The sequence below is a fragment of the Pleomorphomonas carboxyditropha genome (assembly GCF_002770725.1).
Classification (GTDB): domain Bacteria; phylum Pseudomonadota; class Alphaproteobacteria; order Rhizobiales; family Pleomorphomonadaceae; genus Pleomorphomonas; species Pleomorphomonas carboxyditropha.
In genome coordinates this window covers 46,101-58,747 of sequence record NZ_NQVN01000013.1, presented here as the reverse complement: position 1 = coordinate 58,747, position 12,647 = coordinate 46,101, and the positions used below count along the sequence as shown (strand labels likewise).

At 68.7% G+C, this 12,647-nt stretch carries 11 protein-coding genes and 1 riboswitch; of the genes, 8 read left to right on the top strand and 3 right to left on the bottom strand.

Annotation, left to right across the window (positions count from 1 at the left end):
* Position 1: 1 nt before the first annotated feature.
* Both dhaL and CJ014_RS17625 read left to right on the top strand, forming a co-directional pair.
* Complete coding sequence (dhaL, locus tag CJ014_RS17630; protein WP_100081808.1) at positions 2-634, top strand: dihydroxyacetone kinase subunit DhaL; 633 nt, start codon at positions 2-4, stop codon at positions 632-634.
* A gap of 71 nt (positions 635-705) precedes the next feature.
* Positions 706-1,509, top strand: coding sequence for a triose-phosphate isomerase (locus CJ014_RS17625; protein WP_100081807.1), 804 nt, complete (start codon positions 706-708; stop codon positions 1,507-1,509).
* Positions 1,510-1,584: 75 nt separating this feature from the next.
* Here the strand turns inward: CJ014_RS17625 and CJ014_RS17620 are convergent, their stop codons facing one another.
* The 3 genes from CJ014_RS17620 to CJ014_RS17610 form a co-directional block, all read right to left on the bottom strand.
* Complete coding sequence (locus CJ014_RS17620) at positions 1,585-2,388, bottom strand: DeoR/GlpR family DNA-binding transcription regulator (protein WP_245427425.1); 804 nt, start codon at positions 2,386-2,388, stop codon at positions 1,585-1,587.
* Between the two features lie 415 nt (positions 2,389-2,803).
* Positions 2,804-4,084 carry a PLP-dependent lyase/thiolase gene (locus CJ014_RS17615; RefSeq protein ID WP_100081806.1) on the bottom strand — a complete coding sequence of 427 codons (1,281 nt, stop codon included), beginning with the start codon at positions 4,082-4,084 and terminating at the stop codon, positions 2,804-2,806.
* Positions 4,085-4,087: 3 nt separating this feature from the next.
* Positions 4,088-5,593, bottom strand: a complete 1,506-nt coding sequence (locus CJ014_RS17610) for a pyridoxal-phosphate dependent enzyme (RefSeq protein WP_100081805.1) — start codon at positions 5,591-5,593, stop codon at positions 4,088-4,090.
* A gap of 264 nt (positions 5,594-5,857) precedes the next feature.
* Positions 5,858-5,964, top strand: a riboswitch (SAM-I-IV-variant riboswitch).
* A gap of 44 nt (positions 5,965-6,008) precedes the next feature.
* Here CJ014_RS17610 and CJ014_RS17605 point away from each other — a divergent pair.
* From CJ014_RS17605 to nifH, 6 genes are all read left to right on the top strand, one after another.
* Positions 6,009-7,076, top strand: a complete 1,068-nt coding sequence (locus CJ014_RS17605) for a threonine aldolase family protein (protein ID WP_100081804.1) — start codon at positions 6,009-6,011, stop codon at positions 7,074-7,076.
* A 337-nt stretch (positions 7,077-7,413) separates the two neighbouring features.
* Entirely contained in the window at positions 7,414-8,919 is a 1,506-nt protein-coding gene (locus CJ014_RS17600) for a nitrogenase component 1 (protein ID WP_100081803.1), read from the top strand.
* A 13-nt stretch (positions 8,920-8,932) separates the two neighbouring features.
* A complete protein-coding gene (locus CJ014_RS17595) occupies positions 8,933-10,336 on the top strand; it encodes a nitrogenase component 1 (RefSeq protein ID WP_100081802.1) in 1,404 nt (467 codons plus the stop codon).
* A complete protein-coding gene (locus tag CJ014_RS17590; RefSeq protein WP_100081801.1) occupies positions 10,333-10,704 on the top strand; it encodes a NifB/NifX family molybdenum-iron cluster-binding protein in 372 nt (123 codons plus the stop codon). Before CJ014_RS17595 ends, CJ014_RS17590 begins: the two co-directional genes overlap by 4 nt.
* Entirely contained in the window at positions 10,701-11,633 is a 933-nt protein-coding gene (locus tag CJ014_RS17585; protein WP_100081800.1) for a radical SAM protein, read from the top strand. Before CJ014_RS17590 ends, CJ014_RS17585 begins: the two co-directional genes overlap by 4 nt.
* Before the next feature lie 30 nt (positions 11,634-11,663).
* A complete protein-coding gene (nifH, locus tag CJ014_RS17580) occupies positions 11,664-12,533 on the top strand; it encodes a nitrogenase iron protein (RefSeq protein ID WP_100081799.1) in 870 nt (289 codons plus the stop codon).
* Positions 12,534-12,647 lie beyond the last annotated feature (114 nt).

Below are 12,647 nucleotides of genomic sequence, written 5' to 3'. Positions count from 1 at the left end.
GATGTACGACACGCTCACTCCGTCCCAGGCGCGCGACATGCTGACGGCCGTCGCCCGGCATCTCGTCGCCAGCGTCGACATGCTCACCGAGGTCGACCAGGCGATCGGCGACGGCGATCACGGCATCGGCATGCGGCGCGGCTTCTCCGCCGTCGAGGAAACCATGGCCGCCATCGATCCCGAGTCGGTGGCCAAGGTGTTCAAGGCCGCCGGCACGGCGATCATGGCCAAGACCGGCGGTGCCGCCGGCGCCGTTTTCGGCACGCTGTTCCGGGCCGGCAGCGCCGCCTTCGAGGAGCGTCCGGTGCTGGATGCCGCGGGCTTCGCCGCCTTTCTCCGCCAAGGCCTCGAAGGCGTGGAAAAGCGCGGCGGCGCCCAGCCCGGCCAGAAGACGATGATCGATGCCTTGGCGCCGGCCGCCGCCGCCGCCGAGGCGGCCATCGCCGGCGGTCTCGCCGAGGCGGTGCGGCAGGCCACCGACGCCGCCAAGGGCGGGGTCGAGGCGACCAAGGGCATGATCGCCACCACCGGCAAGGCACGGACGCTGGGCGAGCGGTCGCTCGGCCATCCGGACCCGGGCGCCGTCTCGATGTCGCTGATCCTCGAGGCGATGCGCGACTATATTGCCGCCTGACGCTCGACGGCGATAATGGCAGGGACGGGCGAGGGCCGGAGAGCCTTCGCGTCCGTCAGGCGGAGGCAGAGGTGAGCACATTCTGGATCGGCACCGGCTGGAAGATGAACAAGACGGTTGCCGAAACCCGGCGCTATATCGCCGACCTGAAGGCGCGGTTGCCGGACGAGGCCGGCGCCGATTGCGCGCTGTTCATCATTCCGCCCTTCACGGCGCTCGCCGCGGCGCGCGAAGCGATCGGCGCGGCGCCGGTGCTGCTCGGGGCGCAAAACATGCACTGGGCCGAGGCCGGCGCCTATACCGGCGAAATCTCCGCCTCGATGCTGGAGGAGTTCCGCATCGATCTGGTCGAGCTCGGCCATTCCGAGCGCCGGGAATATTTCGGCGAGACCGACGCGACGATCAATCTGAAGGTGAAGGCCGCCCTGCGGCATGGCCTGAGGCCGCTGGTCTGCGTCGGCGACAGCGCCGAGGAGCGGGCGGCCGGCGCGTCGGCCGCGGCCGTGGTGCGCCAGGTAAGGCTGGCTTTCGCCGGATTGACCAGGGCCGAGATCGGCCGCTCTCTGGTTGCCTATGAACCGGTCTGGGCGATCGGCGAGAGCGGCATGCCGGCGACGCCCGACGAGGCGGGCGCCGTCCATGTCGCCCTGCACGACGCCCTGAAGGAGCTTGGGGCTCCGTCGGTGCCGGTGCTTTACGGCGGCAGCGTCAATCTCGAAAACGCCGCGGCGCTTGCCGCCGAGCCGGCCATCGACGGCCTGTTCGTCGGCCGTGCCGCCTGGTCGGCGGAGGGACTTGTCTCGCTGGTCTCGCGGGCCATGGCGGCGCGCAAACGGCTGAGGCCGGTCCCAACCGAAGCAATAACCGCCGGGTAGGTGGGCTTCACGCTCGCCCGTAACCTCCCGCATTGATGATCGCCGTGTTCGGCCGCCGCCTTGCCGCCGTCGCCGTCAGGCGTCGACGATGCTGAGCTTGACGCCGTCCTTCAGCAGGGTGTCGGCGTCGGCCCGGGCAAGGCCGCTGTCGGTGATCACCAGATCGAATTCGGTGAGCATGGCGAGCTTGATCAGCGACGTCTTGCCGAACTTGGAGCTGTCGATCAGCAGGATCTTGCGGTCGGCGGCTTCCATCAGCGCCCGCTTGGTCTTCACCACTTCTTCCTGCTGGTGAAAGGCGATGAGCCCGAGGATGGTCGATGTCGACATGAACAGCGTGTTGGCGCGCAGGGAGCCGACCGCCTGTTCGCACAGATAGCCGAAGAAGGCGTTGAAGCGCGCGTTGTAGTGGCCGCCGAGGCAGATGGTCTCGATGCCCGGCGCGTCCTTGAGCGTGTCGATGATGGTCAGGCTGCTGGTGATCACCGTCAGCGGCTTGCAGTCGACGAGGTGGGCGGCGAGATGGCCGACGGTCGTCGAGTCGTCCAGGATCACCGCCTGACCCGGCTCGACCAGCTCGGCGGCGGCGCGGGCGAGGGCGTCCTTCTCGGCGTCGGCGAGGCGGGCGCGGTAGAGGATGGTGCTGTCGGCGAGGCTCGACGAGCGGACCGTCACGCCGCCATGGACGCGGCGGACGATGCCCTGTTCTTCCAGCAGCCTGAGGTCGCGATGCACGGTCATCCGGCTGACGCCGAAATGGTCGGCCAGCTCCTCGACCTGCGCCGAGCCGGCCGGCAGCAGGTAGTCGAGAAGGGCCTTGCGTCGTCCGGTCGGCCCGGCCGACGCTTTCACCTGCTGGAAGTCATCGTTTTGCTGCACGGTATGGACCCGTCGCTGGAGATTTAGGCAGACGGTTCCGTCGTGGTGTCGCTCAGAAAGCCGGAAGCGCCATCCGCACAATCGGAAAGCTTCCTGCAGCCAACGGCCATCGGGGCACTGGTGACCTGTTCCCTGATCCGCTGGGCTAAGGATGACATTATAGCTCTCCTGTTTGAGACAGTTCCTAGCGCAAAGTCACAAAAATATCAACATAACTTATCAAACAAACACGGATCGGTTGATTTGGATGTTATGCTGTGATCTCGCGCGTCAAGCCGAAAGCGCGCCGGGACATGGCGTCCAGCCCAGTGACCGGATGGTCGACCGCCCCGAGGCGAACGCCGCCCCGCTGCGTCGCGTCCGGGCCGGCGGCGTTCGGAAGGTTGGCGGGTTGACCCTCTGATCGAGAGCGGACCTATCTCTCCACGCCGGAAAAGATCACGGCGATCTCCTTGCCGGCGTCGGGCCTGGCGATCACGCCGGCAAGCCCGGCGGTGCCGGTTGCCGATGCCGGGATATCGGTATGCGCACGGCCGGCCCGATGAGCCGCCGCGACCTGGGCCTCGTCGACCACCACCATTCCGCCGCCGCTGGCGCGCAGGCCCTCGGCGATCGCCCACCAGTCATAGGTCTCGTCGTCGAGAATGCCGTGGGCAAGGCTCGCCGGCGTCGTTTCCCACGGCCACATGAACGCGGATCGCGTCCTGGCCGCCGTTTCGAGATCCAGCCCGTCGAGGCGCTGCCAGGCGCGCGCCAGCGGCGCGCAGCCGGCCGTCTGGACGGCGATCAACCGGGGCAGCGCGGGCAGCAGCCCGTTGGCGCGGGCGATCGCCAGTCCCTGCGCCAGCGCGCTGGCCAGCGCGCCGCCGCCGACCTGCACGAACAGCGCATCCGGCGCCGCGCCGATCCGGCGGAAGTCTTCCGCCATCTCGAAGGCGAGGGTGCGGCCGCCCTCGATCGCCAGCCCGTTGTCGGTGCCCTGCACGCCGAACGGAATGGCGCCGGCGGCGACGGCCTCGCGGAAGCGCAGGTAGCAGGGATCGCCGGCCTCGCCCGGGCGCCGGTCGCAGATGGCGATCTCGGCGCCGAGCTCGCTGAGCCGCGCCTTCACCGACGCATCGGCGTCGGGCGGAATGAACACGTCGAGCGGCCAGTCGGCCGCCCGCGCCACCACGGCGGCGGCGAGCGCCGCGTTGCCGCAGGAGGCGATCGCCAGCCGCCGGCTCCGGAGGTTGTCGCCGGCCGGCAATCCGGCCGCCTCCAGGACGCGCAGGTAGAGCATCACCCCCATCAGGTGGCGCGCCTTGTGGGAGCCCGACACGTTATGGGTCTCGTCCTTGACAAGGAGCGCGCCGGAAAGGCCGAGCGCCTCGGCGAGCGGGCGCCGGTCGGCCATCGGCGTGACGCGGAATCCGCTTCCGTCGATGGCGATCAGGGCCTGGTCGAGGCTGCCGACGAGATCGCCCCAGGCCGCGTCCGGCAGCCCCGACGACCGCGCCAGGCGGTAGGGCGAAAGCCAGGCGCGGTAGCGCAGGAACGGATCGGTTTCGCTGCCGATCGGCGGCGCCACCGCCTCGGTCGCGACCGTGAGCACGTGATCGACGTCATCGCCGGCCCCGGCGTTCGGGCAGCGGAACGCCAGCCGGACGCCGGCATCGACTTCGGCGCCGCAGCCGTGGCAGCGAAACCTCACCATGGCCTAGAGGCCCAGCTTCTTGGCGGCGCCGCTTCTGGCGTTGACGTCGGCGATCATCTCGTCCCAGGCGGGCACCAGATCGAGCAGGCCGTCCCAGTACGACTGCTTGGCGCGCGCCTTGAAGTCCTCGAGCTCGACGCCCTGCTGCTCCACCCAGGTGAAGTAGCCGAGGTTGAACACCCGCTTGCGGTCGACATGGGTCATTTCCAGGAGGTCGCTGGTCGACGCCGCCGCCAGCGAGCGGCCCCAGGTCTCGCCGGCCGCCACCGCGTCGAAGCGGTTGCCGAAGTCGCGCTTGACCACCTTGTCGATCTCGCTGCCGTACATGGCGGCGCCGTCGGTCGCCAGCGTGACGATGACGTCGTCGGGACCGAGGTCGTAATACTTGGCGGTCTTGATCGCCGCCAGCATGTTGCAGAGCGACGACAGCCCGAGGTTGGACAAATCGGCGACCAGCTTGGGATCGACGCCGCGCCGCTCGACAAGATAGTTGCGGCCGACCTCGGTGTTGAACAGCACGATCAGCCGGTCGGTGTCGCTGTCGCTGACGCCGGCCACCAGGTCGGTGTTCATGACGTTGTGGATGTAGGGCACGTGCTTGTCGCCGATGCCCTGGATGTTGTGCTCGCCGAAGCCGTTCTCCAGCAATGTCGGGCACTCGGTCGCCTCGACCACGACGATCTTGGCGCCGTGCCGCTCCTTGAGGTGGTCGCCGGCCGCCAGCGTGCCGCTCGACCCCGATGCCGACACGAAGGCGGCGAGCTTGGAGCCGGGACGATCCCTGGTGATCGCCTCGAACAGCGTCTCCAGCGCCGCGCCGGTGCAGGTGCGGTGGACGAGATAGTTTCCGAACTCGCAGAACTGGTTGAAGATGATGTTGTCGGCGTCGCTGTCGAGCCGGGCGCATTCGTCGTAGATTTCCTTGACGTTGCTTTCCGAGCCCGGCGTCTTGATGACGTCGGCGCCGTCGACCACCCACTTGTCCAGCCAGTCGAAGCGCTCGCGGCTCATGTTCTCCGGCAGCACGGCCACGCCGTGGCAGCCGAGGATGCGCGAGATGGCGACGCCGCCGCGGCAGTAGTTGCCGGTGGACGGCCAGACCGCCTTGTGATGGCCGGGGTCGAACTGCCCGGTGACCAGCCGCGGCACCAGGCAGCCGTAGGCGGCGAGCACCTTGTGGGCCTGGATCATCGGGAAGCGGTTGCCGAGCGCCAGCACGATGCGCGCCTTGACGCCGGTGAGCTCGCTCGGCAGCTCGACGTGGACCGGCACGTCGGTCAGCCCGCTGCGGGCCGCGTCGTTGAACCAGTGGACGCGGAACAGGTTGAGGGGATCGGCGACATCAGGGTCGACACCGGCGAGCCGCTTGCGCACGCCGTCGGGAATCCGCGTCGGATCGGCGAGCTGCCCCAGCGTGGGCAGCAGCACGCCCTCTTGCGCGAGACGCGCGATGGTCCGGTCGAGAACCTCCTGATCGACGACGTTACGCTCCAAACCCAGCCGCGCCATATTCGATATCCCCTCGTTGATTTTTGGCGCCCGCCCATCCGCTTTCGCGGGCGCGCAGCCGATTGTTCGATCCGTGCGGTGACCGGTGGCCGGCCACCGGCGAGCACGGAAACGCGAAAACCGGCCGCCACGGCACCGAACTGGAATAGGATGGAACCACCGCTGGCGCAACGGCCTACGCTGTGTTCCGTATGGGCCCGGCCGGTGCGGGGCGCGGCGATGCGACAAGCGGTTGCCGCCGCCGGGCCGCGGTGGTAATTGCCATGCATGCATCAAGAGTCGGGGAGACGCCCGACACCAACCTGCTCCCGGGCAAGGTGGTGCCCTTCGCAAGAAGGGGATGTGGCCGACCGGCAAACAACGGGATTGAAGCCACGCGCGTCGCTCCGCCTTTCAAGGAAGAGAGGACGCTGACGTGACCCATCCCGCCCAGCAATTCGCAAGCGACAACTACGCCGGCATCTGCCCCGAGGCCTGGGCCGAGATGGAGCGGGCCAACGGCGGCTCGGCCGTTGCCTATGGCGACGACGCCTGGACCGAGCGCGCCGCCGATGCCTTCCGGCGGCTGTTCGAAAAGGACTGCGAGGTGTTTTTCGTGTTCAACGGCACGGCCGCCAATTCGCTGGCGCTCGCCGCCCTCTGCCAGTCGTTCCACAGCGTCATCTGCGCGTCGTCGGCGCACGTGGAAACCGACGAATGCGGCGCGCCCGAGTTCTTTTCCAACGGCTCGAAGCTGCTGGTCGCGCCCTCGGCGTCGCCCAAGCTGACGCCGGCGATCATCAGGACGCTGGCCGGCAGCCGGTCCGACATCCACTTTCCCAAGCCGAGGGTGGTGACCATCACCCAGCCGACCGAAACCGGCCTCGTCTACAGCCTCGACGAGGTGCGGGCCATCGCGGCGGTCTGCCGCGAGCTGGGGCTCAAGCTGCACATGGACGGCGCCCGCTTCGCCCACGCCTGCGCGGCGCTCGGCTGCTCGCCCGCCGAACTGTCCTGGCAGGCCGGCGTCGACGTGCTCTGTTTCGGCGGCACCAAGAACGGCATGGCGGCCGGCGAGGCCGTCATCTTCTTCGACAGGGCCCTCGCCGAGGATTTCGACTATCGCTGCAAGCAGGCCGGCCAGCTCGCCTCGAAGATGCGCTTCCTGTCGGCGCCGTGGATCGGCATGCTGGAAAGCGGCGCCTGGCTGCGCAATGCCCGCCACGGCAATGCCTGCGCGGCGCGGCTGGCGGCGGCGATTGCCGGCGCGCCCGGCATCGCGTTCCTTTTTCCCGTGGAGGCGAACTCGGTGTTCCTGAGCGCCCCGGACGGCGTGCTGGACGAGTTGCGCCGTCGCGGCTGGCGCTTCTACACCTTCATCGGCGGCGGCGCCCGCTTCATGTTCGCCTGGGACGCCGATCCGGCGCGTGTCGACGAGCTGGCGGCCGACATTCGCGCGGCGGCGGCGGCCGCCGCCGAGCCACTGCGGTCCAGCGTGGCTTGAGGGCCGGCGTCGGCGACGCGGGATCGACGTTTCGCAGGCCTCGGGCGAGCCACATGGAAATAAGGACTGCAAATCATAGGCATGAGCAATCTCGGCAAAGTCGTTCTTAAGTAAAACATCGTAAGTATGATGTACTAAGCGGCCTCCTTGAAAACGAGTTCCCGGCGCTTCGCCGTTTGCGGGCAAAAACTGCTCACGCCCGAGCTCTTTTAAAATACTAAATCTATCGTCTAATGTTCACCCGTGATCTCCTGAAAGCCAGGGGTCGCCGGGATGGTCGCATTCATCCTTCGGCGACCGGTCCGTTCGAGCGGCCAGCCGACAGGGATACCACCATATGCCGATCAATCTTCGCACCCCGCAGGCCGAGACGCGCGAGCAGCGCCTCGGCACCATCACCCAATGGGACGGCAGCGCCGCGCAGCTCGCCAGGGACAGCGCCTTCACCTTCGGCTGCGGCCGCGACTGCGGTCCCGGCGGCCGGCGGCTCTGCGAGCTGTCGAGCCCCTATTCGCAGGCGTCGATGTGCGCCGAGCAGATCGCGGTCACCAACGCCACCATCATCCGCGACACGGTGGTGATCCAGCATGCGCCGATCGGCTGCGCCTCCAGCCAGTCGTTCACCTCGCGCTATTCGCGCGATCTCGCCGCCCGGCGCGGCTGGAAGCCGGAGGACCCGCGCTCCATCTGTACCAATCTCGGCGAGCAGGACATGGTGTTCGGCGGCGTCGAGCGCCTCGCCGATACCATCCGCGACGCCTACGAGCGCCACCATCCGCGCGTCATCTTCGTCGCCACCTCCTGCGCCACCGGCATCATCGGCGACGACGTCGACGGCACCGCCCGCCAGTTGGAGGAGGAGATCGGCATTCCCGTGGTGCCGCTCCACTGCGAGGGCTTCAAGTCGCGCCACTGGTCGTCGGGCTGGGACGTCATCGAGCACGGCATCCTGCGCCGCCTGGTGCCGCACCGGCCGGACGACAAGAATCCCGACCTGATCAACGTCATCCACCTCGGCGGCCCCGACGTGTTCTCGCCGCTGCTCAACCCGCTCGGCCTCGAGGTCAACCTCGTCATGGGCGGCAACCCGCTCGAACGGCTGGCGGCGCTGTCGACGGCGGCGGCGACGGTGACCATGTGCTTCGTGCTCAGCTACCTCGCCACCGGCCTCGAGCAGGAATACGGCGTGCCGGAGATCCGCGCGCCCTTGCCCTACGGCCTCGACGCCAGCGACAACTGGCTGCGCGACATCGCCCGCGTCACCGGCCGGACGCATCTCGTCGAGGCGGTGATCGCCTCCGAGCGCGCCCGCATCGCGCCGGAGCTCGACCGCCTCAGACGGCTCCTCAAGGGCAAGAAGGGCTTCGTCGCCGCCGGCGCCGCCTTCGCCCACGGCCTGATCGCCGACCTGCGCGAGCTCGGCGTCACCGTCGACGACGCCTATTCCTTCCACCACGATCCTTCCACCGACAGCGGCGATCCGGAGCAGGATTCGCTCGGCCACCTGGTGCAGACCACCGGCGACGTGCGCAACTTCACCGTCAGCCCCGACCAGCATTTCCAGGCGCACGCGGCGCTGAAGCGGGCAAGGCCCGACTTCGTCATCTGCCGCCATTCCGGCACCATGGCCGTCCTCGCCGCCCGCATGGGCATCCCGGTGCTGCCGATCTTCTATTCCAACGACGGCATCGGCTACGACGGCCTCCTGACCATCGGCCGCGCCATCCTGCGCGTGCTGCCGCGCCGCCGCTTCTACGAGGACGTCGAGGCCCATTCCGCCTTCCCCTACCGGCGGGAGTGGCTGGAGGAGACCGATCCCTTCGCCCTAGAAGCCGCCGAATGAGCCGGAGCATCCGATGAACGTCCTCACTCCCATTGCCGCCGTGCCCTCGGCCTCGTTTATCGCGCCGCCCGGCCCGATCGAGCAGGTGCGCTACGCCTGCGCCCTCGGCGCGCTCACCTCGGTGATCGCCATCGAGGGGGCGATCCCGATCACCCATTGCGGCCCCGGCTGCGCATCGAAGCAGTTCCACGCGCTGTCCGGCATCTCCGGCTACCAGGGCGGCGAGTTCCACGTTCCCTCCACCAACATCGGCAACAAGGAAGTGATCTTCGGCGGCGCCGACCGCCTCGACGAGCTGATCGCCTCGACGCTGAAGATCATGGAGGCCGAGCTCTACGTCGTGCAGTCCGGCTGCATTCCCGGCCTGGTCGGCGACGACGTCGACAACGTGGTGCGCAGCTATCAGCGCCGCGGCGTTCCCATCGTCTTCGCCGAGACGCTCGGCTATCGCGGCAACAACTTCACCGGCCACGAGACGGTGGTGAAGGCCATCCTCGAACAATACGTGGCGAAACAGCCGGCCGCGCCGAAGCGGGCCGGCCTCGTCAACGTCTGGTCGCTGTTGCCCTACCAGAACCCGTTCTGGCGCGGCGACCTCACCGAGATCCGCCGCCTGCTGGAGGGCATCGGCCTCGAGGTGAACATCCTGTTCGGTCCGGCCTCGGCCGGCCTTGCCGAATGGCGCGCCGTCCCCTCGGCCGAATTCAACCTGGTGCTGTCGCCCTGGCTGGGCTTGTCCACCGCCCGCGACCTCGAAGCGGCCTACGGCCAGCCGACGCTGCACATTCCGGCCCTGCCGGTCGGCGCGCGGCAGACGGCGGCCTTCCTGCGCGCCGTCGGCGACCATGCCGGCATCGCCCGGAGCAAGGTGGACACCTTCGTCGCCGCCGAGGAGCGGACCTATTACCGCTACCTCCGCGACTTCGCCCATTTCTATTCCGGCTGCACCAGCCAGTACCGGCTGCCGTCGGAGGTGAACGTCGTCGCCGACAGCGCCTATGCGCTCGCCGTCTCGAAGTTCCTGGTCGGCGACCTCGGGCTCAATCCCGGCGTCATCGTCGTCACCGAGAACCCGCCGGACAGCGAACGCGACGGCATCGTCGCCGCCTTCCGCGACCTCGCGCCCGGCATCGACGGCGAGCCGCTGTTCGAGACCGACGGCCACCGGGCGCACGCCGTCATCCGGGCGCATGACCGGATCGGCGAGCTGCCGATCGTCTTCGGCTCGACCTGGGAGGCGAACATCGCCGCCGAGATCGGCGCGCCGCTCGTCGAGGTGAGCTATCCGGTCACCGACGAGGTGGTGCTGAACCGCGCCTACGTCGGCTATCGCGGCGCCCTGCAGCTCATCGAGCGCACCTACACCACCGTGGTGCGCCAGTCGACCGAGGAGAACCCGGAGGCGGCCGCGTCATGACCCTTTCCAGCCCCGTCCGCGTCGCCATCGGCACCGCCAGCGGCGCCCGCGTCAGCGAGCACTTCGGCCATGCCACCCGCTTCGAGATCTGGGAGGTGGGCCCGGCCGGCACGCGCTTCCTTGAAACCCGCAACAACCGCCCCGCCTGCGGATCGGGGTGCGGCGATCGCGCCGATGAAGTAATGGACGCCTCCGTCGCCCTCGTCGCCGACTGCCGGGCGGTGGTGGTGTCGCGGCTCGGCGAATGCGCCATCAATCGCCTGTCCAGGCTCGGCATTCTCGCCTTCGAGACCGACGATCGGGTGGACGACGCGCTGCGCGAGCTTGCCGCCTTCGACGGCCTGTTCACCGCGGAGACGGCGGCATGAGCGCGCCCTCCACCGCCTGCGCGGCCCACGCCCTGCGCCAGGCGTCGATGCAGCCGGCCTTCCCCGATCTCGAAGGCCATCATCCCTGCTTCTCGACGACGGCGGAGGGCCACGCCAAGGCGGCGCGGCTGCATCTGCCGGTCTCGCCGGCCTGCAACATCGCCTGCGCCTTCTGCCGGCGCGACTTCAACCGCGTCGAGCAGCGGCCCGGCGTGGCGGCGCGGCTGCTCAAGCCCGGCGAGGCGGTCGCCGTGGTCGAGCGGGCGCTGCGGCTGATCCCCAACCTCACGGTGGTCGGCATCGCCGGCCCCGGCGATCCGCTCGCCTCCGACCATGCCATCGACACCTTCGCCCGCATCCACGCCCGCTGGCCGGAGCTGACGCTCTGCGTCTCCACCAACGGCCTGATGTTGCCGGCCCGCGTCGACGATCTCCACGCCGCCGGCGTGACGACGCTGACGGTGACCGTCAACGCCGTCGACCCGGCGATCCAGGCGGCGATCACCCCCAAGCTCGCCTGGCAGCGGAAGCGGCTCGACGGTCTCGCGGCGACCGAGCGTCTGATCGCCAACCAGCTCGACGGCATCGCCCGCGCCGCCGGGCTCGGCCTGACGATCAAGATCAACACCGTGCTGATCCCCACCCTCAACGACCATCACATCGGCGCCGTGGCCGAAAGGGTGGCGGCCGCCGGCGCTCGGATGATCAACGTCATCCCGCTGATCCCCGAGCACCAGCTCGCCCACCTCAGGGAGCCGACGTTCATCGAGCGCCACAAGGCGCGCGCCGCCGCCGCGCGGCATCTCAAGGTGTTCACCCACTGCCAGCGCTGCCGCGCCGACGCCGCCGGCGTGCCAGGCCTCACCGACTACACCCGCGACCTCTACGGCGACGATCTCGTCGCCGAGCCGACCTTTTCGCACGGCTGACCGCCCTTTCCTCTTTTCAAGGAGTTCCTCATGTCCCGCAAACCCAAGCAGATCGCCATCTACGGCAAGGGCGGCATCGGCAAGTCGACGACCACCTCCAACATCTCCGCCGCCCTCGCCGAGGCCGGCTACAAGGTGATGCAGTTCGGCTGCGACCCGAAGGCCGACTCCACGACGACGCTGCGCGGCGGCGAATACATCCCGTCGGTGCTCGATCTCCTGGCCGAAAAGCGCCGGGTCGATGCCCGCGAGGCGGTGTTCAAGGGCTTTGCCGGCATCTACTGCGTCGAGGCCGGCGGCCCGGCGCCCGGCGTCGGCTGCGCCGGCCGCGGCATCATCACCGCCGTCGAGCTCCTGAAGCAGCAGCGCGTCTTCGAGGACCTCGACCTCGATTTCGTCATCTACGACGTGCTCGGCGACGTGGTGTGCGGCGGCTTCGCCGTGCCGGTGCGCGAGGGCATCGCCGAGCACGTGTTCACCGTGTCGTCGGCCGACTTCATGGCCATCTACGCCGCCAACAACCTGTTCCGCGGCATCGAGAAATTCTCCAATTCCGGCGGCGCGCTGCTCGGCGGCATCATCGCCAACTCGATCAACACCGATTTCCAGCGCGAGATCATCGAGGACTTCGCCGCCAAGACCTCGACGCCGATCGTCCAGTTCGTGCCGCGCTCGCTCACCGTCACCCAGGCCGAACTGTCCGGCAAGACCACCATCGAGGCGGCGCCGCAATCCGAGCAGGCCGACGTCTACCGGGCGCTCGCCCGCCACATCGCCGGCCACGAGCAGTCGAAGGTGCCGACGCCGCTCAGCCAGACCGAGCTGCGCGACTGGTCGGCAAGCTGGGCCGAGCATATCGTCCAAATGGAACGGGCCGAGCGGGCGCGGGCGGTGGCGTGACTATAGATTGCCATCCCCGCCTTCGCGGAGGATGGCAATTTATAATATTGATTTGTTTATATAATTCACTGTCTTCCTATGCGAAGGCATAGGACCTCAGGCAGGATGGAGCGA